Genomic DNA, 26,487 nt, shown 5'->3' on the forward strand with positions numbered 1-26,487 from the left:
GGGGGAGGTCAGGCAGTGACGGTGTTCAACCTGTCAGATGCCGATGGCGCGTGCCTGCGGCAGGAGGTTGATGTCTGCATCGTCGGCGGCGGGATGGCCGGGCTTGCCGCCGCCCATCGCCTGGGTGCGGTCCCCGGGCTCCGGGCCTGTGTGCTGGAGAGTGGCGGCCACGCCCGGGACGAGCACCTGGAAGCCCTCAACGACGTCGAGGATCCGAAAGGCCGCTATGCCGGGGCGCGGGCGAGCCGTGTCCGCCTGATCGGAGGCGCCTCGACGCTCTGGGGCGGCCGGCTCCTGCCCCTGACCGCACACGACCTCGGCGCCCGCGATTACGCCTCGATCGAGCCGTGGCCGATCAATCCCGAGGAACTGGATGCCCATACGTCCTCGGTCGAAACGCTGTTCGATCTCGATCACCGCCCGTTCGAATCGACGGACCTGGCGCGGGTCTGGCCGAAGTTCGGCCTCTATCCGCGGCATGCGGGCGTGAACTGTCGATTCGCGAAGTTTCCGACCTTCCGCAACCGGAACATCGCCACGGCTCTACGGCGCTCGGTCCTGGCCGGAGCACGGGTCACCGTCTACCTCAACGCCACCGTCCACGATTTCGGCCTGGATGCTGAGGCCGGACGGCTCCGCGAGGTCGTTGCCCGGGCTCCCAACGGGGCGAGCCTGCGGGTCGCGGCCCGGTATTTCATCTTCGCGGCAGGCACCATCGAGACGACCCGGCTCGCTCTCCTGCTGGACCGGGTCTCGCACCAGCGCGCCTTCGCAGGATGCGGGGCGCTCGGCCACTACTTCAACGATCATCTCAAGGTGGCGGTCGGCCGAGTCTTTCCGATCGACGCCTGCGCGACCAATCGGCTTCTCGGCTACCACGTCGCCGGAGCGACCCGGCGGAACCTTCATTTCGAGCTGAGCGCGCAGGCGCAGCGCCAGCACGCGATCCCGAGCGCCTATATCGACTTCCGGCTCGCGATGCCCGAGCGGTCGATCTACAGCACTCTGCGCGACCTGGGTCGGCGCATCCAGGGCAAGGCGCCGCCTCATCGCGACCGGCAACTCCTGCGGGAGGCACTGGACGTCGAGACTCTGTACCGGCTCCTGTTCTGGCGCCTGCGGCACCGCCAGCTCTATCTGTCGGACACGATCAGCATCACGGCCGAGATGCGGATCGAGCAGGCCCCGAGCGCGGCGCACCGGGTGACCCTGTCGGACCGCCGCGATGCGTTCGGCACACCCCAGGTGCGGCTGGACTGGTCTCCGACGGAAGCCGATCGCCGGACATTCCTCGCGGCCTTGCGGCATTTCAAGGCGTTCTGGTCGCAATCCGGGCTGACGGCGGTGAGCCCGATTGCGTGGGAGCCGGACGACGAGGCATCGGGCGACCGATTCCTGAACAGGGCGCAGGATGCCTCGCATCCCGCCGGCTCGACCCGGATGGGGCTCGACCCGACACGCTCGGTGGTCGACCCCGCGCTGCGCTGCCACGGGGTCCCGAATCTGTTCCTCGTCAGCGCCTCGGTGTTCCCCGGTGCTGGAAGCGCGAACCCGACCCTGACGATCCTGCAGCTCGCCCACCGCTGCGCCGACCGGATCGCCGGCGAGATCCGTCCGGCCTGACGTCACCATCCGTTCGCAGGATGTGTTCGGCCGGATCTTAAGGCATAGATCGACGAGAATCTGCCATCGTATTCAGAGCTAAAAAGCATAGATTGTATGACTAAAATCAACTGTCCGTGAGTCATCCAGCCTAGCCTGCCGCCATCTTGTTCCGATCTGGTGGGAGCGGCCGATGGTCGAGACTGGTCTGAAGATCGCCCATGTCATCACGCGCATGATTCGCGGCGGTGCAGACGAGAATACGATGCTCTCCTGCAACGCTTTCGCCGAGCGGGGCCACGACGTGACCCTCCTGTGCGGCGGCGAGATCGAGGAGGAGATGCTGGCCCGGGCCCATCCGCGCGTGACCACGATCCGCATTCCGAGCCTGATCCGGCCCATCCATCCGATCGCCGACGCTGCGGCCCTGATCGCCCTGCGCCGTCACCTCCAGGCACTGCGCCCGGACATCATCCACACCCACACCAGCAAGGCCGGCATCCTCGGGCGCGCAGCGGCGGTCCGGATGCGGTCCAGCGCGGTGATCCACGGCATCCATATCCTGCCCTTCGTGAATGTCGGTGCCGCCCAGCGCGCCATCTATCTCGGGCTGGAGCGCGCCCTCGCCCGGGCCACCGACCAGTTCGTCAGCGTCAGCGCGGGCATGCGCGACATCGCCGTCGCCCACGGGCTCGGCGGCGCCGACCGGCACCACGTGGTGGCCAGCGGCATGGACATCGCCGCGTTCCAGAGATTGGCGGCCCGTGGTCAAGCCCCCGCCCCCGGCAACGACAACCGGGCGTTCAAGGTGCTGTACCTCGCGAATTACGAGGCGCGGAAGCAGCATGCCCGCCTCATCGACGAGATCGCCGCGCAGGCGGCACGCTTTCCCGATACGACCTTCCTCCTCGCCGGGCAGGGCCGCGAGCAGAGTGCGCTGCAGGACATGGTCCAGCGCCGCGGCCTCTCGCAGAAGGTCAAGATCCTGGGCTACGTGGAGGCGACCAGCGAGCTGATCGCCTCGGCCGACCTGTGCCTCTACTGCTCCGAGCGCGAGGGACTTCCGCGGGCCGTCGTGCAGTACTGCGCCACGGGCCGTCCGGTCGTGGCCTTTCACTTGCCCGGGATCGAGGCCGTGATCCGGCACGGCCATAACGGCTATCTCTGTCCGCAGGGCGATTTCATCGACCTCTTCGCCCGGATCCGCGGCCTGCTCGACGACGCGACGGCGCGGGCGCGCATGGCGGAAAACGCAGCCGCCACCGACCTCAGCGAATGGGGCGCCGAGCGGATGTACCACCGGCTGAACGAGATCTACCGCAGCGCGCTCCGTGCCAAGCGCAACGCGGCCAGCGTCACGGTCCTGCCGACCGGCCTCGATGTCCGGAGCGCTTCGTGAACGCCGCCGGTCCCGGCAGCGTCGCCGTCATCCTGACTTGCTACAACGAGGGCGCCTGGATCGAGCAGGCGGTCTCGAGCGTGCTCGCGCAGACCGCCGCCGACGCGATCCGCGAAATCATCGTCGCGGATGACGGATCGGACGCCGCCACCGTCGCGGTGCTGGAGCGCCTCCGCGGGCTCGATGCCCGCATCACGGTGCTGCGTCACGGGGGGTACGGAACCTCTCGCAACCGCAACGCCGCGGTCCGCCATTGCAGCGCCCCTCTGATCGCCTTCCTCGACGCCGACGACCTCTGGATGCCGGGCAAGCTCGCCGCGCAGCTGCAAGCGCTCGCGGAGCACCCCGAAACCGGGCTCGTCTACACGGGCTTCTGCCTGTTCCAGAACCATGCCCCGGACGCGCTCACGCCCGTGCGCGTTCTCGATCACACGGATTCGCGTGATCTCGCGCTCAGCTACTTCTTGAGCGATCCGCCGGTGATTCCCTCATCGGTCCTCCTCAGGCGCTCCGTGTTCGAACTCGCCGGCGGCTTCGATGAGAGCCTGCGCGTGTTTGAGGATACCGAGTTCTTCGGCCGCCTCGCCCGCATCACGCGGTATCGCGCCCTCGTCGATCCACACCACGTCCACAAGCGGAATCACGGCTCGAGCATCACCAATAAGCGCCAGGACCTGATGATGCATCACGCCTTCGTGGCGTTCTATTTGGCCCGGACCGAACCGCGGCTGCTGGCCCACATCCCGCGTCGCCTCTCCGAGCGCGCGCGCAAGCTCGGGAACCTGGAGGCGCGGGACGGGCGCCCAGACAGCGCGAGCCGCTTCTACGGGCTCGCCCTCGCCTTGCGGCCCGTCTCGGCCCTGGCCTGGATCAGCCTGGCCATGCTGAAGCTGCGCGTGACCGGCCTTGTCTATCACCTGCGCACGTCCGTGGGCTCAACCAAGGTGTAGGACGATGTCGCCGTGCCGTGTTCTGTACGTCATCAACGGGTTCAACAAGGGCGGCGCCGAGATCGGCCTTCAGACCATGCTGGAGCATGGCTTTCTCAGAGGCTGCGACGTCCGCGTCATCGGTCTGCATGAGGGCGCGCCCGAGCTGCGGGCGGCGATCGGGCGACTCGTCGGGCCGGAAAACCTCGTCGTCGCCTCGGACGGACCCAAACTGACGCTCGCCGGCCTCTGGCGCGGCTTCCGGACCCTGCGGGCGACGCTTCGTACCTTCCGGCCGCACACGGTGGTGCTGTCGCTCCGGCAGACCAACATCGTCGGGCGCCTCGCGCTCCTCGACCACCGCGCGATCCGCTGTATCGCCTTCGAGCACATCGCGAAGCTGGAGGCCGGACGGCTGACGACCCTCTACGCGGCCCTGCTGTGGCTGTTCTCCCCGCGCGTCGATGAGGTCTGGGCCGATTGCCGCGTCACCCTGGAGGGGGCGCGGCGCTATCACCGCGGTCGCCCCCGGGAGCGGGTGGTGCCCTTGTTCGTCGCGGATCCGCAGGCACCGCGCAAGACGGATTACCGGCTCGGCACGCCCGCGCGGATCGTGACCGCCGGGCGGCTCATTCCGCGCAAGCGGGTGGACGTGCTGCTGCAAGCCCTGACCCGGCTCCGCGGGGACGGCCACGACTGCACCCTGACGATCTTCGGCGACGGTCCGGACCGTCCGCGGCTGATGCAGCTGGCGGAGTCGCTCGGCCTCGGCGCGAGCGTCACCTTCGCGGGCTTCCGACCCCGCTGGTACGAGACGGCGCGGGAGCACGATCTGTGTGTGCATCTGAGCGATGAGGAAGGGTTCTGCATCGTCGTGGCCGAAGCGATGATGGTCGGGCTGCCGGTCATCGCGAGTCCCGTCGGCGGCGTGCTCGAATATGCCCGCGACGGCCTCGACGCGATCCACGCGCCGGTGCCGCCGAAGCCGGACGATGTCGCCCGGCAGATCTCGGGCCTGCTCGCGGATGCCAGGCGGCGCCGCGCGCTGGGCGACGCGGCGGCCGAGCGGATCGCCGATACCTACGGCACGGTGGCGGCCGTCGCCGTCTACGACTCGCTCACGCGCACGCTCGCGCAGAGCGCGGCCGGGCCCACCGCGTCCGGGCTGTTCGGGGGACACCATGGCCGAGCCTGAGCCCCGATCCGCGACGGGGCCCGCCGCACGGTCCTTCGTCCATGCCGGCGTGTCGTCACGCGGCGTCCTGCGCGGGGTGGGCTGGCTCGCCGCCGCGCGCCTGCTCGGCATGATGCTGTCCCTCGTATCGACGGCGGTCCTCGCGCGGATCCTGTCGCCAGCGGATTTCGGTGTGATGATTCTCGTCGCGGTCATCGCCAACCTCGCCGCGCAGGTGGTCGAGGGCGGCGTCGCGGTGCCACTCGTGCAGCGGTCCCAGATCTCGACGGCCCACGTCCATATGGCCCTCCTCCTGGCGACCGGCGTCGCCCTCATCCTCTCCGCGGGCCTCGTGGCGATCGCGCAGGTCGGGCAGGCGCTGGCGGGCCGAGAGATCATCCCCGCCATGGTGGTGGTCTTCGCCTCGCTCACGATGCCGTTCCGCGCCTGGATCTCGGTCCTGTCAGCGATCCTCCAGCGCGAGGGACGATTCCGCGTCAACACGATCATCGCCCTTCAGAGCAACCTGTTCGGCAACGTGCTGCCCGCCCTCGCCCTGGCCTGGGCCGGCTTCCAGATCCAGGCCCTGCTGGTCGGACTCCTCGCGGCGAGCATCCTGGAAGCGGCCCTGACGGCGCGCGCCGCCCGTATCCCCAGGTTTCGTCGGCCTCCGCTCGCGGCCGCCCGGGACCTGGCGAAGGCGAGCTACGCCGGCACGGTCATGCAGGTCATCAACTGGGCGGCCCTGAGCAGTCCCAACTTTCTCGTCGGGACACTGTTCGGCGCGCACGCGCTCGGTCTGTTCTCGCGCGGCGCCACCCTGGTCAATCTCGCCAAGGACGTGCTCGGATCGAGTCTGTCCCGCGTGCTCCTCCCGACGTTCGCGGCGATGGCCGACGAGCCCAACCGCCAGGTCGAGGCCTTCTCGCGCGCGATGGCCGCGAGCCTGCCGGCCTTCGCAATCGCCAGCGTCGCTCTCGTCCTCCACGCCGAGGCGGCCGTCCGGATCCTCCTGGGACCGGACTGGGGGCAATCGATCCCGGTGCTTCAGCTTCTCGCCCTGGGGCTGCTCCCGCGGATCAGCTACAAGATTTCGGATTCCCTGCTGATGGCGAAAGGCGAATTCTGGCCCGTCGCCGGACGGCAGCTCTTCTACCTGATGAGCATCGTCGGACTATCCCTGTGCGTCACGACGCTCGGCCTCAACGGTGTGGCCGGGGCGGTGACTGCGGCGACAACGCTTTACTACTGTCTGTCGCTAAGGGCTGTTTCAAGCCGTCTGCACCTGTCCGGACCTCAGATCTTGCTGATGCATGCGACGGCTGCAGCTTGGGCAAGCTCGGCCGCGGGCCTCGACATGCTGCTGAGCTGGGCCACGCGTCCGCTCGGGTTCTGGCCGTCGCAGGTCACAGGAGGTGCGGGATTGGCTCTCGCCTGCATCATCCTGTTCTTCGCAACGCCGCGTCGGGCCCTCGGGACCGACATGGCAGCCCTGCGGACGCGGGTGTGCGACCACCTCGCGTCGAAGCTCCGTTCCGTCCGCCAGCGGCCGATGCCGTCGGCGGGCTGAGGAGGACTACGCGTCTGGAACCGGCACGTTGGGGGACGTCAAATCAATCCAGCGGTTTCCAGAATTGAAACAAACGCCGTGGCGACAGAGCCCGTCAGCGCATTGATTGACATCTTGCAGACGGAATCTCACATATGATGCTATTAACCGACGAATACACGTGCTATTTAGACTCCCATAGCGAGATGTGCCTCGCCTGCGTCGGGAGACGTTGGTTGCTGCGAAGCGTGTTGCCTGGAGCACACCGCGTGCTGATCGTCGATCCCGACGAGGAGAGTCGCTCGGCTCTGGCGCGGCAACTCGCGCTGGAGGGGTTCAGCGTCCGAGACACGAGCGGGGCGGCCGGCATGCACCAGTGCCTGGCCCATGATGGCATCGACCTCATCCTCCTCGACCTCGTACTGCCCGACATCGACGGATTGCAGCTCGCACGCGAGGTCAGAAGCCTGTCCTGGAAGGTCGGGCTGATCATGATGGCGAGCCGCACGGACGTCATCGACCGCATCGTCGGACTGGAGATCGGTGCGGACGACTACATCCTGAAGCCATTCCATATCCGTGAGCTTGTCGCCCGGATGAAGAGCATCCTGCGACGCATTCAGCCCACGATGCCCGCCAGCAGCACGGGCGAGCAGGTCTTCTCCTTCGATGGGTGGCAGTTCAATCCGAGTCGGCGCAAGCTCACCTCGCCCCTGGGCCATGACATCGTCCTGACCTCCGGCGAGTATGAGCTGCTGAAAGTCTTCGTCGAGCATCCAGGGCAAGTCCTGACCCGCAATCAGCTCATGGATCTCACGCGCGGGCGCGAGTGGAACGGTCTCGACCGGGTCGTGGATGCTCAGATCGTCCGGCTGCGCAAGAAGATTGAGATCGATCCGAAGAACCCGCAGCTGATCAAATCGGTCCGAGGCGCGGGCTATGTCTTCGCCTCCCGTCTCTCCTACGCGAGCGCGCGCACCTGTGCCGTGCCGGCCATGGACAGAGACCAGATCCTCTACCGGCAGACCGAAAAGTCACAACCGTGCTGAGTCGGGCGATCGTGGCGGCGTGTTCTGCCAGGTCGGATCCGCATTCTCTTCTCCGCGCCGCCCGTTTGGCGAGGGCCGCAGCACCGAACCTTGGCGCGATTCTTCGACCCATCGAAACGGTCAGCGGGAAGCGCGATCAATCCAGCCCCTGGGCCGACCTCGGATGATCTGAGATTGGTTTGCGGCTCCGTCCTGTCGTTCGGCGGCGCCCGTCCGCTCCGATCCGGCAGTCTTCCCGACGACTGGGGCTCAGGGGGCAGCCGAGGGCGATGCGTCTGGTCGTTTACCTCCTGATCGTGCTCCTCGGCGGCGGGATCGTGGGCGCCGTCCTCGTGGCCGATCCCGTCCGGGTCGAGATCGCGCCCGAACCTGCCTCGCCCGAGCAGCCGGAACCCAACCCATCGACCTGTGAGGCGGCCCGTGGACCGTCCATCCAGCCATCCGACGTCGGCGAGTTCGATATCGGGGGCCTCAAGCTCGGCATGAGCCTGGAGGAAACGCAGCACATCATGGAGTGCGCCCACGCCACGGAGCGCAACGTCTCCTTGAAGGAATGCGCCGCCGACGTGATCGCCTACGAGCAACAATGGCGGGAAGCGCGCAAACGGGGGGCGGTCAACACACGGGCGGTGGAGCGGAATTGCATCGGCTCGCTCAACTGGCGCGAGCAGGAACGCCGCGTCAATGTCAACTTCGTCGAAGATCTTCCCGATCATCCGGGGCGGATGCTCATCTACCAAGTGTCTACCGAGCAGGATGGGGCGGTCAACGACGCCTCCCTGCAGATTTTCCGGAAGGCCTTGATCGGCAAGTACGGCCCACCGACATCGGACAGCAAGACCGATCTAGTCTGGGGGAAATATCCGGATCCGCAGCTACGATTCTTTCCTTATGCGCAGTACTACCTGGATCTGGTACATAGAGGCGCCAAGGTGGAGCGCGACCGCATCATGCTCAAATTCGTGAGCGATTCAGCGCCGACGGTTGAGCCGCGGCTCTGACCTTCGAAGCCCGAAGCCAAGCTTCAGCATGGATCAATGCCAACGCCGCTGGAGGCTCGCAATAGCTTGAGATTTGTCAATCCATCGATCTAAATTCGCCCTAAACTTCTGTCGAGAGTTGATGAGATAGGTCTAAAACACCTTATGTCACTGCTCGATCAAGATATTTGCCGCTGAGGGGATCGCGTCGGTCATCGGACCGGCCGTGCCTCGGCGCCTTCGGCCTGTCGCGCGCAGACCCGCGTTCCTGCCTTCGGCGAGAGGAATTCGGCGACGGCGCGAGCGCGGCCATGGCGCCTGCTCCGCGCGACTGCAGCGCAATCTCTCCCGGGGGCGTCGTGCGACGTCCCTATCAAGGATCGATCTCGATCGCCGTTGGAGACGCTTATGGCGAGCCTGCAGGCCGAAACGACATTCCCGAGGACCGGACTCGCCGGCGCGGCTCTTCCAGGAGCGGGGCTTGGCAGCCGTACGGCCGAGGGCCTCACGACGGCCGCCGCCAAAGCGCGGATCCCGCGCCTTCGCCTTCTGTCGAAGGACCTCCTCGTCATCCTGGCAGCCATCGACCTCCTGCTGGTCAGCGGCAGCGCCTTTCTGGGCGCGATCGGCTATCAGTTCGCGCTGGCGGGTCAGTTGCGCGACATCGAGATCTATATCGCCGCGTCGCTCGGCCTCGCGGCCGCGACCGTCGTGGCAATGGTCTTCGACGGGGGCTACAGCGTCGAGCAGCAGGGCGACGAGGGCAAGCTCACCCGCAAGGCCTTCTTCAGCTTCAACAGCGCCTTCTCGGTCGTCGTCTGCCTCCTCTTCCTGACGCACGTCACCGATTTCTACTCGCGTGGCAGCTTGTTCACGCAATATGCTGCCGGCTGCGGCGGGTTGCTCCTCGGACGAGCCGCGGCCGCACGGCTGATCGAGGCCGCCGTCCGGACCGGCTACCTGGAGGCCCAGCGCATCGGCCTGATCGGCACCGCTCAGGCGATCGCCGCTTTCAGGATCAAGCAGCCCGATCGGATGGCCGTCCGGTTCACGGCCTTCGAGTTGCCCGACTGGGCGGTCTGCCCATCCGGCGTCGCAGACGAGGATGAACTGCGCGGCATCGTCGTGGACAGGATCGCCGCCCTGCGCGGGGCCGCCGTCGAAGAAGTGGTCATCCTCTTGCCGGAACAGGCACGCGACCTGATCCACCACATCGTGCGCGGCTGTACCCATCTGCCGGTGGGGCTCAATCTCCTCCTTGATCAGGAACTCTACGATCCGCAGACGATCGAAGTCCGGCGGTTCGGCTGGAACAGCGCGGTCAAGCTCTGTCGACCGCCGCTTTCCGCCTTGGATCAGGTGGCGAAGCGCATGTTCGACATCGTCACCGCTCTCGCCGGCCTCGTGACCCTCGCGCCGCTGATGATCCTCGTCGCCGTGGCCATCAAGATGGACACCAAAGGTCCGGTGTTCTTCCGGCAGAAGCGCCACGGGTACAATCAGCGGCCGTTCCGGATCACCAAGTTCCGCACCATGAACACCTTGGACGATGGGCCGGTCATCCGTCAGGCCACGGTCAACGACAGTCGCATCACCAGGGTGGGCGCGATCCTGCGTCGGACGAACCTCGACGAGTTACCGCAATTGTTCGATGTGCTGCGCGGAGACATGTCCCTGGTGGGGCCTCGTCCACACGCCCTGGCCCACGACTGGGAATACGAGAGCAAGATCCCGGCCTATGCGCGCCGCCACAACATCAAGCCGGGCCTCACAGGATGGGCCCAGATCCACGGGCTTCGCGGCGAGACGGACACTGACGACAAGATGCGGGCGCGCGTCGAGCACGATCTATACTACATCGATCATTGGTCGTTACTTCTCGATGTCCGTATCATCCTGACGACCGTCTTCTCGTCGCGCGCCTACCGGAATGCGCGCTAGGTCCGCGGCCGTTCGGATTGCGACACGCTGTGCGAGCGAGGTGCGTGCTGGCGAACGGCGACGGCGAGCGTCTGTCCCATCCCTGGCCTCATCCTGAGGCGCCGGAGCGCAGCAGAGGCCTCGAAGGCGGGCTCCAGAAATCGCGCGACTGGCTGGAGGGCGCCCTCGAGGCGGCTTCGCCGTATCTCAGGACGAGGATGCGGAGGGGATGATCCGGTCCCACCGAGATCCTACCACGCGCACGCTTCGCGACTGCCTGCCCAAGCAGGTCCGGTTCTCCGGCTGACGGCCGATCTCCGGATCCTGACGCACGCGACCGCGCCGGTGCGCGTCTCGACCTCTTGCGCATCGGCTGGACATCCCGCCTCCACCAGCCACCCGCGCCGGCACGCGCAACCGCTGGTCGAGCCCACGGGAACCCACAACGGACGCTGCGCATCCGCCTGCGTCATTGTCACCGCATCGTGTAAATCTTCCGGCGCAGGCTTGACTGTATCTTCCATCCGCCCGGTGACTGATAGACCGTCCAGAGTGGCGGCTCGGCCGACGGTTTCATGCACCGTCCGGTCACCCTGATGAGGTCGGATGATGAGAGAAGCGACGTTTCGCGAGATGGCAGACTGGATCAGCGCCCTCGAAGCGAATGACGAGCGCCGCCTCCAGCCGATCGTGCACATGGCCAGCGGCAAGACCTTCGCCTGCGCCCGTCTCGGGCTCAGCGGACACCGCGTCACGCTCCACCTTGCAGATGGAAAGCGGATCCGCGCCGACGTGGAATCCGTCGAAGCCATCGAGGTCCCACACGTCGATTAGGTGGACGCAGCGCGCTGAGCCCGCGGCCGGATGCACTGCTGCGTCAGGACGGCGTTCCGCGTCCCTCTCGGTTCATTGAGTGGAAGGCGGCGCCCGCTTCGCTGAGTGTTGGGCCAAACCTCACTTTCGTTACTTCAGATCGGCGCGCCCGACGCGCTGCTCCTCAATGTCGGTTTGAAAACGAAATATCCGTCGAGGATGAATTTCGTTGTATACCCGCAGATCAGCACCAGAGTACCTGTAACGTAGTAAAGCGCGCACTCGCCGTACTTATAATATACAAGGCCCTGCGACGTCAGGTACAGGCCCGTCATGAGCACGCTGGTCCCCAGATAAAGGGCCATGACCCAGATCTCCTGCGCCGCACCGGACGAGGTGTGATAGAAGATGTAGTTCCGGTCGAGCAGGTACTTTGCGCCGAATCCCGCCCCCGTTCCGGCGATCAGCGCCACATAGATGGCCCCGGCTCCCGGCACCGTCCGGAGCATGCAGAATTGCATCAGCCAGTTGATCGCGATCGAGAGCAGCGCGAACCCCGCGTAGCGCAGCATCAGGGATATGCGATCGAGGGGCATCTGCATTTCCTCTCCGGCTCTCAAGGTGCGCGGCGCGTCCGAACTCCGCGGGCGCTGGCGGCGTCCGGCATCAGGGCGAGACGGGCCGGATGCCCGATCACAGGTAGGAACGGGCATCTTCAGCGCGCCGAGGGCGGCCATGGCCGACAAAGGCGGTCAGGCGCCGCGACCGCGGCATCCGAAAAGCCCAGGCGTCGAACCGCTTCTGCCAGGGTCGCTCCACGAAGTGATACGTCCCGGTGGCGACGCCGATGACGGCGGCGATGTAACAGAGCGCGACGAGATCACCCATCCAGAGTGGCCCGACGGCCAGCACATCGACGGGACGACCCGCGACGTCCATGCCGATGCGCAACTTTCGATGCAGAATTTGTTCAAGGACCCGCGATCCACCGTTGATGCCGGTGATGATCACGAAATGAACCAGGTAGATCGAGTAGGAAATCTTCCCGAGGTATTGGAAGCCCCCCGTGCAGAGCACGCGCGAGACCTGGCCCTCTTCGAAGGCGAAGACGATGATGGTGCCGGCAAACAGCATGGGAAGAACGATGACCAGTTCGTGCAGCCACGCAAACTCGAAGGCGAGACCGATCAGGAGGAGCGCGACGATCTCGAGATAGGCCCAGGGCAGGCGGACACGGCTGCGAATGTAACGGAACGCGCCGTACGCGGCGACGCCGAGGAAGAAGTTGCAGACGCAGATCGGAAAGGCGGCCCGCAGCCACGCGGCGCCCTGCACCTGCAGGAGGAAGGCCGCGACCCCACCGGCGGTCAGCGCGATGGCGAGAGCCACAAGGCTCAGGCGGCCGTAGACCCGGAAGCAGATCCAGCCGAACAGCAGATACGTGAAGAACTCGGCGCTGATGCTCCAGCTCGGCACATTCCAGGTTGGCATCGGGAAGGTGCCAAGACCGTGGAGCAGGAACGTGTTCAGGATCAGCGCGTGCAATCCGGTTTCGCCGACGAAGGCGCCTGCACCGGCGCGCAGATCGGCGAAGCGAAGCGCCGACCATTTGATGACCTCGTAGGCGACGAGGAGGCCCAGCGTGAACGCGTGGAGGGGCCAGAGGCGACCGACGCGCCGGACGATGAACGCCGCCAGCGAGATCCGGTCACGGAGCGAGCTTGCATAGGCGTGCGCGAGCACGAAGCCGCTGAGCACGAAGAAGAACTCGACGAAATATCCCCCGTTTCGAACAAGGGAGACGTCGTAGAACGTGCCGAGGACGCTCAGGTGATACAGGCAGACCACGAGGGCGGCCGTGCCTCTCCAGCCGTCCAGGGCCGCGAAACGCAGATCGGCACCGGCGTCGACACGTTGATCCGGACGAGGCGCGGTGAGACCGTTCTGCGCGCCGGGCTGTCGTGTGGCGGCCTCTCGCTGGCCGACGCCCGGGTCGTCAGACCATGTTTGCGTCACGCGCCGGGCCTCCCGTCGCCGAGCGCGGCTGGGCGTGCGCGTCCGCTCTCGCCCAGCCGCATGAGGCCGCCATAGGCGCCGATGAGCAGCACGATCACGAAGTGTCGAACGAGTCCCTGTGTCAGCACCATCGGAATGAGGAGCACGCCGCACAAAGCGAGGAACGAGAGCGCGCCGGGGCGGCGCAGCTCGGTCCGGCCGGCGGCGAACATGCCGGCGAGCCCCAGGGCTACCAACACCGCGTAGGCCGCACGATCGACGCCGGCGGAGACCAAGCACCCGTAGCGGCCATCATCCAGGCAGGCGTCGCCGGACAGCAGACCGACGACGCGCTCGCCCAGGCGCTTGAGCGCGCCCGCCGGGTCCGCCTGGATCTCGTCGAGGGCAATCGCCTTGAAGATCCGACGCTTGTTCTCGTCGTGCAGCCACTGCTCGTAGCGGTTGTCGGGCACCACGCGCGGCTTCGGATAGGCGACCCGGTCCCCGGCGGCGTACCGGCGCTCCATCTCGGCGAAGAGCAGGTCGTCGGCGACCCCGCGGGGATGGCTGTTCAGGTACGGATTGTTGTTGCGGGCAAGATTCTCCTCGGCGGTCGTGGCGAACAACACCACGCCGGTGTGCAGGCTGTTCTGGACGACGAAATAGGGCCCCGCGACGGCCAGGAAGGCGGCGACGAACATCCAGCGCCGGCGGAGATCGAGGAATGCGAGCACCGACAGGTACGCGGCACAGAGCGCGAAGACGGCGTGTGTGAGGCAGGTCAGACCGGTGATCGCACCGAGTGCCGCGTAGCGCAGCGGCGGCGCCGGATCGGGTCTGGCGGAATCGAACAGGCGCCCGCGCACGAGTGTGTGGCACGCGAGGCCGACCAGAAGGATCGCCAGGTTCTCCGGCCGGATCTGGAAATAGGTCGTGGTCCCCACCAGGAAGCAGGCCGGCACGACGAGCGAGAGCAGCCGCAAGCGCAGATCGTCGATGCTCCGCGTGAAGAATGCGAAGCCCGAGAACACCAAGGCGACGTTGACCAGCCGCAGCCCGGGCACGCCGAGGCCGGTCGCGGCTTCGAGGGCGCCCATCAGGGCCGGGTAGAGCGGCGGCCAGATGCCGCCGCCATAGGCGGAAGCGATCAGGTCGGAGCCCAATTCGCCCCGCCAGATCCGGGCGAAGATCATCGTCCGGCGCAGATGCTCGGTCTCGTCCGAGTAGGTCACCGCACTCGACAGGATCCCGTCCCGTGCGAGGAGCGCGAGGGCGGCCGAGAAGATCAGCCCGAGCAGGACCAAGTCCGCCTCGCGCCATCCACGCCCGGCGCGGGCCATTTCGGGGACCGGAAGTGTCGACGAGGCGCCCATCAGAACTTCAGCCGCATGAAGAGGGGTTCGGGCAGCAGGCGGATCGGCAGCATGATCCAGCGCCAGCGTCCGAGGGTGTAGATCACCGAGCGGCGACCGAGATGGGCGCGGACGATCTCCTGGGCGACCTGCGCGGGCGAGGCCGTGAGCACCGCTGGCAGCTTCATGCCGCTCGTCATCCGGGTATCGACGAAGCCCGGCTTCACCGTCAGCACGTGGATGCCGCGCGCCCGCAGCCGGGCGCGCAGGCCCGATAGGAACGCGCTGAACCCGGCCTTGGCCGAGCCGTACAGGTAGTTGGAGGCGCGCCCGCGATCCCCGGCGACGGAGCTGACGCCGATGATCGTGCCGGATCCCCGCCCCAGCATCCGGTTGGCCAGGGCCGAGAGGATGAGCGCCGGGGCCACGTAATTCGTCGTCATCACGGCCTCGGCGAGCGCCGCGTCGCTCTCCGAGCGCTCCTGCTCGCCGAGCAGCCCCGCCACCGAGATCACGGTCGCGGGCACGACCGGCAGCGCGTCGAGGAACCGCGCGCGGCTGTCTGCGTCCAGGAGATCGAGGGCGATGGATCGCGCGCTCACGCCGTAGCGGTTCTGAAGATCGAGGAGGTCGGCGTCGAGCCGGTCGGGCTGGCGCGCCGCCAGGATCAGGGCCGCGCCGCGCTTGGCGTATTCGTGCGCCAGGGCGAGACCGATATCGGAGGTCGCGCCGACGATCAGGACCGGGGACAGGTCCGCGCTCATGCCGGTGCTCCCGGATGCTGGCGTTGAGACCCGGTATCGGGCGGAGCAAGGTCGGCGATCATCGGTGTCATAGCCCGAGCCTCTCTGACTGAACGGATCGAAACCGCTGCCGCGGGTCGTAGCGGTCGCGCGTGCGGGAGAATTCATCGAGGCGCGGGTAGCCGTCGCGCAGGAGCCCGGCCCCGCCGCGGGCGTCCTTGGCCAGGTAGAGGCGCCCGCCATGGGCCGCCACGACCTCGTCGAGCTCGGTAAGCAGGCTGAAATTGCCGGCCGTCGCCTGGAAATCCAGCGCCAGGGTGTAGCCCCGGAGCGGGAACGAGAGCGGCCCGCGCGCCTCCTGCCCGCACAACTTCAGCACCGCCAGGAACGAGCCGGTGCCGCGGGCGGCGATCATCGTGAGCAGTTCGCGCAGGGCCTCGGTGCAGGAGGCCAGAGGCAGCACGCATTGGTGCTGCACGAACCCCTGCCGCCCGTAGATCCGGTTCCAGTGCAGGAGCGCGTCGAGCGGGTAGAAGAACGTCTGGTACGAGACCAGGGCGCGACCCGTCTTCGCGCGCCGGTAGTAGACCGCATTGAGCGCGCCCATGCTGTAGCGGTTCAGGGCGAAGCTCGGGGGCGAGGCCGGGAGCGTCCGGCTCCGGACGGGCGCCGTGCAGTAGGCGCGGCCGCCGCGATCCGGCGGCAGGTCGCCCAGGGTGGCGTGCTCGCCCCGGTAGACGACGCCGCGGCCGAGGGCGGGCCCGCGAGCGAGGCAGTCGATCCAGGCGACCGAGTAGGTCGACTCGGAGGCGTCCTCCAGCGCGTGCAGCGTCTCCGACAGGTTTTGCGTCCGTGTCGTGTCCTGGACGACGAGGTCGGTCTCCACCGGCCGGAGCCGGAAGGTGGCGCGCAGGATCACGCCGGTGAGGCCCATGCCCCCTTGCGTCGCGGCGAAGAGGTCGGGGTTCTCATTGTCGCTGCAGCGCACCACCGAGCCGTCGGCCAGGGCGAGGTCGATGGAGATCACGTGACGGCCAAAAGTCCCGTCGCAGTGATGATTCTTGCCGTGAACGTCGCTGGCGATGGCGCCTCCCACGGTGACGAAGCGCGTGCCGGGCGTGACCCAGGGGAACCAGCCTCGGGGCAGGAACACCTCGATCAGCTCGTCCAGCGTCGTGCCGGCCTCGCAGGTGACCACGCCGGAACTCGGATCGAAGGAGGCGATGCGGTTCAGCCGCGTGACCACCACGGTGGCGGCGCGGTTGAGCGCGGCGTCGCCGTAGGACCGGCCCGCGCCGCGGGCGATCAGGGTCGAGCGCGCGCCGATCGTGTCCATGACCTGTTCGGTATCCCGAGGACGCAGGACGGCGCAGTCCACGCGCGGGTAGTTGCCCCAGCCGGACAGCATCATCACAAGGGTCCCTGACCTGCTTCGGGCTCGGTCGTCGCACGGATCCGCATGGGGCTCAGATGCTCGCCGCGATGATCACCGCGCAGGCGACGCCCGTCACCAAGCTGACCCTGTCCTTCAGGGCGAACACGATCGGGTCGTCGTCCATCTCGCCCCGGCGCGTCTTCAGGATCATCCGGCTCACCCAGAACAGGAGCGCGAGGCAGATCAGCCACATGCGCTCGGGGTGGCGGTACAGCGCCGAGACGGCGTCGCTGTTGAGGTAGAGGGCCATGACCAGGGCGGTGAGGTAACCGCTCGCCGCGGCCATCGATTCGAGGGAGGGCAGATCATCCAGCTTGTAGCCGCGGCCCGCCGGGTCGCCCTTGCCGGCCTGCACGCGATCGACCAGCTCCGCGCAGCGCTTCACGAGAGCGAGGCACAGGAACAGGAAGATCGACAGCGCCTGGAGCCAATGCGACAGCGTCAGACCGACGGCGGCGGCGCCACCGACCAGGCGACAGGCGTAGAGGACCGCCAGGGCGACGACATCCGCCACCATCTTCCGCTTGAGGTAGAGGGAGTAGACCGTCGTCAGCATGAAGTAGCCGCCGAGGACCAGCAGGAACTCCGGCGGCAGCGCCGCCGCCAGCAGGACGGAGGCCGTCAGGAGCGCCGGGATCATGGCGGCCCCGTGGACGAGGGGGACGCGCCCGGAGGCGAACGGGCGACGGCACTTCCGGGGATGCGCCCGATCCGACCGCAGATCGAGGAGGTCGTTCAGGACATAGACGGCGGAGGCGCAGAAGCTGAAGCTCCAGAACGCCAGCACGCAGAGCATCAGCGTGGGCCATCCGGCATGGGCGGCCAGCGCGGGGGCGAAGACGAGGATGTTCTTGAGCCACTGGTGCGGGCGCAGGGCGCGCAAATAATCGCGCCACGGCGTCGTACCCGCGTCGAGGGACACGGCATCCGGGCTGAGCATCTTCAGCTTGCGGAACAGCCGGTCGGTCCCCCCGGCCATCAGAGCCTTCCGGCACCGGCCCCAGACGTGGAGATCGACGCTCGAGCCTCCGATGTAGTCGAAGCGCCGCTCACCGAAGCGGCGACACAGGGCATCGGCCTTGGCGCGCCCCGAAAGGTTCACGCCTCCCGAGGACCCGAGCACGCCGTCGAACAGCCCGACCCGGGCGCTCATCGCCTCGACGAGGCGGATGTCCGAGGCGGAGGCGAGATAGATCTGTCGGCCCGCGGCCTTCTCCGCGCGGATCCGCGCGACCACGGCCTCGTTCAGGGGAATGCCCCCGATGTCGAGCCGCAACTCGTCGACGAGGCGTGCCTTGAGGGCACCCTTGCCGCTGCGCAGGCTCAGGAGCGCGGAGGCCGCCCGCAGCGGCCGGCTCGCCGCAAGGGCGAGGAAGGACTCGACGAGCAGATCCGAGTGGATCAGGGTTCCGTCGAGATCGACCACGAGAGGGATCTCGGTCGGGGCGACGCCGGAAAAAGCCGCGCTGTCGGCGGCCGCGGCGGGCCCGCGCGGGAGCTCGATGATGGCATCGACGTCGTCGAGCAGTGAGGGCAAACTACTCACGTTGCCGGATCTCCACGCTACGATGCTGACAAGAAGAGGAAAAACAGCCTCTCGACTGCTTTGAGCCATCTCTTCCGTCACTGAATAGCTGGGCCTCGGCGTCGCCACATGACTTTTGTCAACACGCCGCCGCACTGCACAGCCTAACTTGCAAACGTGCACTTCCGAGCCGCGGAATGTTCGCGCCCCGCTCCTTAAAGCGGTGTTCCACGAGCAAGCGTGCCCAGAGAATCCCTGATGGCCATGCACGTAGAGCCGGTTGAACTCTCAGCCCGGCAGTTCAACCTGCTCGAACTGTCCCGGATTCTTCGGCGACACTGGCGAGTTCTCGCGCTGGCAATCATCGTCTGCACGGGCGCCGGTGCCGCCTACGCCTTGCTTGCCGCGCCGGTCTACCAATCCACCGCGCGGATGCTCATTGACACGCGGCGGGCGCAGCTGTTCTCGCCGCAGCAATCGGTCGTCTCAAGCGACACTTTCGACGCCGCCTCGGTGGAGAGCCAAGTCGAGGTGATCCGCTCCGAGAACTTGGCGCGATCGGTGATCCGCGATCTCAAGCTCCTCGACGATCCCGACTTCATGCCGAAATCCTCGGGTCTCGGCAGCATGATCACGGCGCGACTCGCGCGCCTGCTCGGCAAGGATTCGACTCCCACCGCGGAGGATCGCGTCCGCGAAGCCCTGAGCCGCTTCGGGAACAACCTGAAGATCAACCGCCTCGGCATCACCTACGTCATCGAGATCAGCTTCTCCGCGCGGACGCCGCAGCTCGCGGCGCGCATCGCCAATGGCGTGGCGGCCGGCTACATCGCGGGCGAGCTCGACGCCAAGCGCGAGACGACGCGGCGAGCCACCGTCTGGCTCCAGGATCGGATCTCGGAACTGCGCGAGCAGACCTTCGCGGCGGACCGGGCGGTCCAGTCGTTCAAGGCGGACAACAATCTGGTCACGATCGGGCGCAGCCTGATCAGCGATCAGCAGCTCGCCGAACTCAGCACGCAGCTCACCACTGCGCGCGGTCTGACCGCCGAGACGCATGTGCGGCTCGAATGGGCGCAACGGGCGCTCAAGGACGGGATGCCCGACGCCACGACGATCGACAGCCTGAAGAGCGATGTCCTCGGCCGCCTGCGCCAGCAGATCGTCGACCTGACGGCGCGCGAGCAGGATTGGTCCCGGCGCTTCGGCCGCGACAATTCCGCGTCCGAGAGCCTGCGTACGTCGCTCAAGCAGGCCCAGCGCGCCTTCGAGGACGAGCTCCGGCGGCTCGCCGAGGTCTATCGCGGCGAGTTCGAGGTGGCGAAGGCGCGCGAGGAGGCGATCCAGACCAATCTGGGCCACATGCTCAAGGTGTCGGCCGACACGGACCTCAAGGCGGTCGGGTTGCGGGAGCTAGAGAGCTCGGCCCAGAGCTACAAGGGCCTCTACGACAGCATGCTGACGAAGTTCATGGAGGCCAGCCAGCAGGCGCTGCTGCCGACCACCGACGCCCGGATCATCACGGCCGCCTTTCCCCCCTCCGGCAAATCCGAGCCGCGGACCATGATCGTCCTGGCCGTGTCGGGCGTGCTCGGCCTGATGGCGGGTTTCGGCGTCGCCTTCCTGCGGGAGGCCACGGACCGGGTGGTCCGCCGTCCGGATCAGATCGAGGCCGCCACCGGGGCCGAGTGCCTCGGCCTGCTGACCGAAATCCCGGCCGGGAAGACCCTGCCCCTGCCGGCGGTGACCTGCACGGGCGAGCGCCAGATCCGCTGCACCACGCTGATCGAGCGCTACTCGGTGATCGAGCCGACCTCGCTGTTCACCGAGACGCTGCGCTCGATCCGGGTCGCGATCGACGTGGAATCCGGCGACCAGGCACAGATCATCGGCATTACCTCCACGCTCCCCGGCGAGGGCAAGAGCACGATCGCGCTCAACCTCGCGCGGCTGATCGCCCATGGCGGACATCGCGTCCTGCTGATCGACGGCGATCTGCGCCGCCGTGCGCTCACCCTCGGCGTCAGCGAGGCCGGCGCCCCGGCCCTGGTCGAGGTGCTCCGGGGCGAGGTGCCCGTCTCGGACGTGCTCTGGCAGTGCCCCGACACGGGGATGCATTTCCTTCCGGTCGGCGCCTACGAGGGCGGCCGGCACATGGCCGAGCTGATCCCAGCCTCGGGCCTGGCGCAGGTGCTGTCCTGGACGCGCGAGGCGTTCGACTACGTCCTGATCGACCTTCCGCCGCTCGTGCCGGTGGTCGACGTGCGCGCGGCCAACCGGCTGATCGATCGGTTCGTCCTGGTCGCAGAATGGGGGCAGACGACACAGGACGTGATCCGCACCGAACTCGCCGCGAATCGCGTCATCCGCGACAAGCTCCTGGGTGTCGTCCTCAACCGCATCGACCCCCGCTTCCTCAAGCAGATCGACGCGAATCGCGGCAGCCGATACGGCACCTACCTGCAGCCTTCCCAGGCTGAGCTTGCGGCCCAGGCTGTCCCGACATGGCGCAACGCGATCCCGCGGATGCTCGCCTCGCTGCGCCACGGCCGGTCGGCGCCGCGGCGTCGCGAGCAGCGCGGCGGTGCCGGACAGGCCCCGCCCGCGCAGGCCAGTACCACCCGGCACGGCGGCGAGGCCTCATGACCCCGTCGCCCGTCTCACAGCGTCCGGCGGCCAGCCCATACGGCGACCGGTCGTCCGATGCAGCGCGGCTCGACGCCTTCAAGGGTCTTTTCATCGCGCTCATCGTGGCCGGGCACAACCATACCTTCGAGGCCGTCGCCGGCGAGGCGCGGGGCGGCCTCTACCTGATCCACGTGGCGATGTTCCTGCTGCTGCCGTTCCTCCGGCCACGGAGCGAATGGAGCCGCCTCGGCTGGGCCGACGGCCTGGTCCGCTACGGCTGGCCGATGGTGGTCTTCTGCACCCTCTACGCGGGCCTGTTCGCCCTCTTCAGCGGCCGAAGCCCGGGCGAGGCCGTCCTCGCCGTCCCCTACGCCGCCTTGGCGATGAGCGCGCCGGCGTTCGAGCAGGTCACCGGCCTGCAGATCCTCTGGTTCCTGCCGGCCCTGATCGGCTTGCGCTTCGCCCTGAAGCTTCTCGGCGCCGCGGCGATGCCGTCCCTGCGCCTGCTGCTTGTCCTGGCATTCGCCGCGCACCTGTGCGTCGGGCTGCTGCCCCAGGCCTGGCTCCAGGTCACGCCGCTCGGCTGGCCGATCGTCGCCTATATGCTCTTTCCCGGTCTCGTCGCGCACGCGCTTCAGAGCGGCGGGTTCCGCATACCCCTCCGGCAGGTCGGGCCGGCGCTGCTCGTCGCGATCCTCCTCGCCGTGCTCTACCGCCATGCGGGAGCCGTCTTCGGCGCGTCGCCCTCGGCGCCGCTGTTCTCGCTGGGCAAGCTGGAAGTCCCCTCGATCGCCGAACCGGTCCGGCTGCTCGCGGCGGATGCCGCGCAGCTGATCGTCCTGTTCTCGGGCCTGACCCTGTGCGGGCTCGCGGCGATGCAGGTCATCTTCTCGGATCTCGGCCGGCACTCCCTCGAGATCTACCTGTTCCACCAGCCGATCTACATCGGGCTGCTCGCCGTGAGCCGGAAGCTCGGGATTGCCGCCGGCGATATCGGCATGGGGCTGGTGCTGTTCGCGCTCACCCTGGCGCTCGCCTTCGCGATGGCCCGCCTCCTGGCCGGCTTCCCCCGGCTGCGGCGCCTGCTGTTTCCGCAGGGCGCCCCGGACCTGCGGCGGCTGTCGGCGCCGCGGGTCGGCGCGGCCGTGCCGATCCGCGCCCGCGCGTCCGACACGCCGGCCGGTCGATGAGAGCGACGATGCCCGGACACATCGCGGCGGACGCCGCACTCCAGACGAGGACAGCAAGCATGCGACAGCGCAGTGCGAGACGGCTCGGCCTGACGGTTGTGCTCGCGACCCTGTTGGTTTCCGGGCAGAGCGCTGCCGACCCCGCGGCCGCGCCGACGCGGCCGGGCGTCAACGCGGCGGCCCACCGGATGGAGCCCGGTGACGTTCTGGAGATCAACGTCGTCGGCACGGCCGACCTGAAACAACGCGTGGTGGTCGGGCTCGACGGCGACATCCAGCTCAATCTGGCGGGATCAGTCCCGGCGGCGGGCCTGACCCTGCAGGAGCTGCGCGGGCAGATCTGCACGGCGCTGTCGCGGAAGGTGCTCAAGCAGCGCACGCTCGACGGACGGGACACGGTGCAGACGATCGAGCCTGACGATGTGACTGTCACGATCGCGGAGTATCGCCCGATCTACATCAGCGGCGACGTGGCGCGTCCCGGCGAGATCCCGTTCCGCCCGGGCATCCTGGTGGGCCAGGCCATCACCCTGGCCGGCGGCTACGACATCATGCGGTTCCGGCTCAGCAATCCGTTCCTCGATACCGCCGACATGAAGAGCGACTACGACACGCTCTGGATGGATCTGGTGCGCGAGCAGAGCCGCATCGCGCGCCTGGAGGCCGAGTTGAAGGGGCAGGCCGATCTGGGCAGTTTCGACGTCCGCGGCACCCCGCTGCGTCCCGCAGCCGTGCAGCAGATCATCCGCCTCGAGGCGGACCAGATGAAGGCCCGCAACGCCGACTACCAGAAGGAGCGCGACTTCTTCGAGCGCGCCATCGCGCAGTCCGACAACAACCTCGCGGTCCTGACGGAGCAGCAGAAGAACGAGAAGGAGGGAGCGGACCTCGACGCCTCGGATTACGAGCGGATCCGCGAGCTGTTCCAGCGCGGAGCGGTGCCGATCACCCGGCTGACCGATGCACGGCGCTCCATGCTGCTCTCCTCCACGCGCTCACTCCAGACGCAAAACCAGATCGAGCAGGTGAAGAAGGACCGCGAGGACGCCCGGCGCAACCTCCAGCGGACGTCCGACAAGCGCCAGATCGAACTGACCCAGGATCTCCAGAACGCGGTCTCCAAGATCGCGGCTCTGCGCAACAAGCTGGAGGCCGTCGGGGACAAGCTGGTCTATACCGGCCTCGTCAAGTCGCAGCTCGTCCGCGGCAAGGGCGGGGAGCCCGATCTCAAGATCTCGCGGCGCAGTGCGACGGGGCGGGTGCGCCGCCCGGCCCGGGACGATACCGAACTCCTGCCCGGCGATGTGCTGGAGGTGACGCTGGAAGCCGAGCTGGTCCCGCCCCTTCCCCCTCAGACGAACTTCTCCAATGACAAGCCGACTTCGCAGGCCGATCAGCCCGCGGCGGTCGTGGACCAAAGGGACGGCACGCGCGGCGCCACCGTGGCCGTCAACGAACCGGGCCGGTCGCCCGTCCGGGCGAGCCCGGACCGCAAGCCGGCGGGCGAGCGCGGCGCCGGCAGCGGAGCCGCCCGGTGACGGCACCGTCCCTGACGGAGCGCGCCGTGGCGGCCGGTCTCGTGCTGGCGCTCGCCGGGCTTTTCAGCGGGCTCACGGCCAACACGCCGCTGGGCAGCCTGAAGCCGTTCGACATCCTGATCATGCTGATCACGGTGCCCTGCCTCGCGAGCAAGAGCCTGGCGGACTTCAAGATCAGCACGGGCCTGCTCCTGATGATCGTCTTCTATCTTGTCTGCACGGTGCCGAGCTGCCTGGAGAACGACTTCCTCTATGGCCTGCGCCGGGCGATCCAGGTCATGATCCTCGTGTCGTTCGGGGTCGTGCTGCTGAACGTGAACCCCGCCGCGCTCACGCGCCGGCACTACGTCCTCGCCCTCGCCGTCATGGCCTGCATCGTCGCCGTCAACGTCGTGTGGCACGTGGCGAACGGCTATCTGACCGATTGGAAGCGGCTCGGGGACCCGAAGTCACTGTTCATCTTCCTGCCGGCCTGCGTCGGCGTCGGGATCGTGCTCAAGGTTCTCCCGCGCAACGCGCTCACGGCCGCGATCTGGGCGCTCCTGTGCGTGCTCATCCTGATGTCGGGCGAGCGCAAGGCGCTTCCGGCCTTCTTCCTGATCAGCCTGGCCGTCTACCTCGACCTGAACAGCCTGCGCGGCTTCGCGCTGGCGGTCGTCGCCGGCCTCGTCGTCGTCATCGCCGGCGATATCGTCCTCGATGGCTACGTCTTCCGCCGCATCGAGAGCATCTTCGCGGGCTCGGATCCGCGCAACGATCCGCTCTACATCCTCCAGGGCGGGATCCCCGCCTCCCTGAGCGATGCCCAGCGGAAGCTCGGCATCCAGGTCGCGACCCAGCTGTTCCACGACAATCCGATCTTCGGCTCCGGGATGGAATCGACTGTGAATTATGCGCGAAGCCATTTCTCGAACTATCCGAAGTTCCTCACCGGTGTGGCGCACAACGAATTCTGGAGAGTACTGGCCGAGCACGGCATCTTCGGCATGACATTTATGCTGATACCGATGCTGAGAACACTCTATCTGACGGCGATGGACAGTATCACCCTGTACCGCCTGAACGGGCAGACCACCTACCCGCGCTGCATGCTCATCATCCTGGTCCCGATCGCGGCCTACATGTGGTCCGAAGGGTCGGGCGTCGAAATGTTCGCGCTGATCATGCTCGTCGCGCTCCTGCCCGACCTCATGCCGGGGATCGCGGCGCGGGCCCAGGCGCACACCCGGCCGGTATCCCGTCGCGCGCTCGTCGCCTTGCCCGCCTGATCGGATCAAGACGCCGCGCCGCCAACCCGTCGCCCAGACCCGGTTTCAACCAAGGAGATCCAGATGAAGATCACGATCGTCGGCTCAGGCTATGTCGGGCTCGTCTCCGGCGCGTGCTTCGCGGATTTCGGCCATAGCGTCGTCTGCGTCGACAAGGATGCCGACAAGATCGCCGCGCTCAAGGCCGGCCGCATGCCGATCTACGAGCCGGGCCTCGACGCGCTGGTCGCCGAGAACGTGCGGCAGGAGCGGCTGATCTTCACCACCGACCTGGCCGCCGCGGCCTCGGACGCCGATGCGGTGTTCATCGCGGTGGGCACGCCCTCGCGCCGCGGCGACGGCTTCGCCGACCTGAGCTTCGTCCACGCGGTCGCCCGGGAAATCGCCCCGGCGCTGCGCGGCTATACGGTGGTCTGCACCAAGTCGACGGTGCCGGTGGGGACGGGCGACGAGGTCGAGCGGATCATCCGGGAGGCCAACCCGGCCGCGGAGGTCTCGGTGGCGTCGAACCCCGAGTTCCTGCGCGAGGGCGCGGCGATCGCCGACTTCAAGCGGCCCGACCGGATCGTGGTCGGCACCCAGGACGCCCGCGCCGAGGCGGTGATGCGCGAGGTCTACCGGCCGCTCTACCTCAACCAGGCGCCGATCCTGGTCACCGACCGGCGCACCGCCGAGCTGACCAAGTACGCCGCCAACGCGTTCCTGGCCGCCAAGATCACCTTCATCAACGAGGTCGCCGACCTGTGCGAGGCGGTCGGGGCCGACGTCCAGCAGGTCGCGCGCGGCATCGGCCTCGACAAGCGCATCGGCCCGAAGTTCCTGCATGCCGGGCCGGGCTATGGCGGCTCGTGCTTTCCCAAGGACACGCTGGCGCTGGTCAAGACCGCCCAGGATGCCGGCACGCCGCTGCGGCTGGTCGAGACCGTGGTGGCGGTCAACGACCAGAGGAAGCGCGCCATGGCCCGCAAGGTGATCAAGGCCTGCGGCGGCTCGGTGCGGGGCAAGACGGTGGCGCTGCTCGGGCTGACGTTCAAGCCCGACACCGACGACATGCGCGACGCGCCCTCGCTGGCGATCGTGGCCGGGCTGCAGGATGCCGGCGCGCGGATCGTGGCCTACGATCCGGAGGGCATGGCCCACGCCCGCACGCTGATGCCGGAGGTGACCTACGCCGAGGATGCGTATGCCTGCGCCGAGGGCGCCGACGCCCTGGTCATCGTCACCGAGTGGAACGCCTTCCGGGCGCTGGATCTCGGTCGCCTCGCCCGGATCATGAACGCGCCGGTCATGGTCGATCTGCGCAACATCTACCGCTCTCAGGATGTCCGCGCGAAGGGCTTCTCGTACCGGGGCATCGGGACCGATCCCGGCCCGTCCCAGGCGGACAAGGCGTAGGAC

The 26,487-nt window shown here is 67.7% G+C and carries 20 protein-coding genes; 14 read left to right on the forward strand and 6 right to left on the reverse strand.

The window, feature by feature from the left end; all coding sequences use genetic code 11:
• Positions 1-15 precede the first annotated feature (15 nt).
• The 9 genes from AC3WSN_RS18065 to AC3WSN_RS18105 all read left to right on the forward strand — a co-directional run bounded on the left by AC3WSN_RS18065 (position 16) and on the right by AC3WSN_RS18105 (position 11,436).
• Positions 16-1,623: a GMC oxidoreductase gene (locus AC3WSN_RS18065; protein WP_492539785.1), complete on the forward strand. Its 1,608-nt coding sequence runs from the start codon at positions 16-18 to the stop codon at positions 1,621-1,623.
• Positions 1,624-1,795: 172 nt separating this feature from the next.
• Positions 1,796-3,001: a glycosyltransferase gene (locus AC3WSN_RS18070; RefSeq protein WP_492539787.1), complete on the forward strand. Its 1,206-nt coding sequence runs from the start codon at positions 1,796-1,798 to the stop codon at positions 2,999-3,001.
• Positions 2,998-3,951, forward strand: coding sequence for a glycosyltransferase family 2 protein (locus tag AC3WSN_RS18075; protein WP_492539789.1), 954 nt, complete (start codon positions 2,998-3,000; stop codon positions 3,949-3,951). Before AC3WSN_RS18070 ends, AC3WSN_RS18075 begins: the two co-directional genes overlap by 4 nt.
• Positions 3,952-3,955: 4 nt before the next feature.
• The gene (locus AC3WSN_RS18080) at positions 3,956-5,125 is read left to right on the forward strand and encodes a glycosyltransferase (protein ID WP_492539791.1); all 1,170 of its coding nucleotides are present in this window, start codon (positions 3,956-3,958) and stop codon (positions 5,123-5,125) included.
• Entirely contained in the window at positions 5,112-6,674 is a 1,563-nt protein-coding gene (locus AC3WSN_RS18085) for an oligosaccharide flippase family protein (protein ID WP_492539793.1), read from the forward strand. The genes AC3WSN_RS18080 and AC3WSN_RS18085 overlap by 14 nt, the downstream gene beginning before the upstream one ends.
• Positions 6,675-6,922: 248 nt before the next feature.
• The gene (locus tag AC3WSN_RS18090) at positions 6,923-7,702 is read left to right on the forward strand and encodes a winged helix-turn-helix domain-containing protein (protein ID WP_492539795.1); all 780 of its coding nucleotides are present in this window, start codon (positions 6,923-6,925) and stop codon (positions 7,700-7,702) included.
• 269 nt (positions 7,703-7,971) lie between these two features.
• A complete protein-coding gene (locus tag AC3WSN_RS18095) occupies positions 7,972-8,703 on the forward strand; it encodes a hypothetical protein (protein WP_492539797.1) in 732 nt (243 codons plus the stop codon).
• A 387-nt stretch (positions 8,704-9,090) separates the two neighbouring features.
• Positions 9,091-10,623 carry an exopolysaccharide biosynthesis polyprenyl glycosylphosphotransferase gene (locus AC3WSN_RS18100; protein WP_492539799.1) on the forward strand — a complete coding sequence of 511 codons (1,533 nt, stop codon included), beginning with the start codon at positions 9,091-9,093 and terminating at the stop codon, positions 10,621-10,623.
• 612 nt (positions 10,624-11,235) lie between these two features.
• Positions 11,236-11,436: a hypothetical protein gene (locus tag AC3WSN_RS18105; protein ID WP_192707929.1), complete on the forward strand. Its 201-nt coding sequence runs from the start codon at positions 11,236-11,238 to the stop codon at positions 11,434-11,436.
• A gap of 134 nt (positions 11,437-11,570) precedes the next feature.
• On the opposite strand, the gene AC3WSN_RS18110 is transcribed toward AC3WSN_RS18105, so the two are convergent.
• The 6 genes from AC3WSN_RS18110 to AC3WSN_RS18135 all read right to left on the reverse strand — a co-directional run bounded on the left by AC3WSN_RS18110 (position 11,571) and on the right by AC3WSN_RS18135 (position 18,486).
• Positions 11,571-12,011 carry a GtrA family protein gene (locus AC3WSN_RS18110; RefSeq protein ID WP_492539801.1) on the reverse strand — a complete coding sequence of 147 codons (441 nt, stop codon included), beginning with the start codon at positions 12,009-12,011 and terminating at the stop codon, positions 11,571-11,573.
• Positions 12,012-12,108: 97 nt separating this feature from the next.
• Positions 12,109-13,431, reverse strand: coding sequence for an acyltransferase family protein (locus AC3WSN_RS18115; RefSeq protein ID WP_492539803.1), 1,323 nt, complete (start codon positions 13,429-13,431; stop codon positions 12,109-12,111).
• A complete protein-coding gene (locus AC3WSN_RS18120; RefSeq protein ID WP_492539805.1) occupies positions 13,428-14,783 on the reverse strand; it encodes a hypothetical protein in 1,356 nt (451 codons plus the stop codon). Before AC3WSN_RS18120 ends, AC3WSN_RS18115 begins: the two co-directional genes overlap by 4 nt.
• Positions 14,783-15,526 (reverse strand): SDR family oxidoreductase, encoded by a 744-nt coding sequence (locus AC3WSN_RS18125; RefSeq protein ID WP_192707925.1) that lies wholly within the window; start codon positions 15,524-15,526, stop codon positions 14,783-14,785. The genes AC3WSN_RS18120 and AC3WSN_RS18125 overlap by 1 nt, the downstream gene beginning before the upstream one ends.
• A 67-nt stretch (positions 15,527-15,593) precedes the next feature.
• Positions 15,594-16,916, reverse strand: a complete 1,323-nt coding sequence (locus tag AC3WSN_RS18130; RefSeq protein ID WP_492539807.1) for an FAD-binding protein — start codon at positions 16,914-16,916, stop codon at positions 15,594-15,596.
• 55 nt (positions 16,917-16,971) lie between these two features.
• Positions 16,972-18,486 (reverse strand): UbiA family prenyltransferase, encoded by a 1,515-nt coding sequence (locus tag AC3WSN_RS18135; RefSeq protein WP_209578364.1) that lies wholly within the window; start codon positions 18,484-18,486, stop codon positions 16,972-16,974.
• Between the two features lie 237 nt (positions 18,487-18,723).
• On the opposite strand from AC3WSN_RS18135, the gene AC3WSN_RS18140 reads away from it, so the two are divergent.
• The 5 genes from AC3WSN_RS18140 (at position 18,724) to AC3WSN_RS18160 (ending at position 26,484) form a co-directional block, all read left to right on the forward strand.
• Positions 18,724-21,111 carry a Wzz/FepE/Etk N-terminal domain-containing protein gene (locus AC3WSN_RS18140; protein WP_492539809.1) on the forward strand — a complete coding sequence of 796 codons (2,388 nt, stop codon included), beginning with the start codon at positions 18,724-18,726 and terminating at the stop codon, positions 21,109-21,111.
• Positions 21,108-22,283, forward strand: coding sequence for an acyltransferase family protein (locus tag AC3WSN_RS18145; protein WP_492539811.1), 1,176 nt, complete (start codon positions 21,108-21,110; stop codon positions 22,281-22,283). Before AC3WSN_RS18140 ends, AC3WSN_RS18145 begins: the two co-directional genes overlap by 4 nt.
• A 59-nt stretch (positions 22,284-22,342) precedes the next feature.
• Positions 22,343-23,821, forward strand: coding sequence for a polysaccharide biosynthesis/export family protein (locus tag AC3WSN_RS18150; RefSeq protein WP_492539813.1), 1,479 nt, complete (start codon positions 22,343-22,345; stop codon positions 23,819-23,821).
• Positions 23,818-25,089 carry an O-antigen ligase family protein gene (locus AC3WSN_RS18155; RefSeq protein ID WP_492539815.1) on the forward strand — a complete coding sequence of 424 codons (1,272 nt, stop codon included), beginning with the start codon at positions 23,818-23,820 and terminating at the stop codon, positions 25,087-25,089. Before AC3WSN_RS18150 ends, AC3WSN_RS18155 begins: the two co-directional genes overlap by 4 nt.
• Before the next feature lie 63 nt (positions 25,090-25,152).
• Complete coding sequence (locus AC3WSN_RS18160; RefSeq protein ID WP_492539817.1) at positions 25,153-26,484, forward strand: UDP-glucose dehydrogenase family protein; 1,332 nt, start codon at positions 25,153-25,155, stop codon at positions 26,482-26,484.
• Positions 26,485-26,487: the final 3 nt, after the last annotated feature.

The organism is Methylobacterium sp. FW102-HT35C08 (assembly GCF_058790235.1).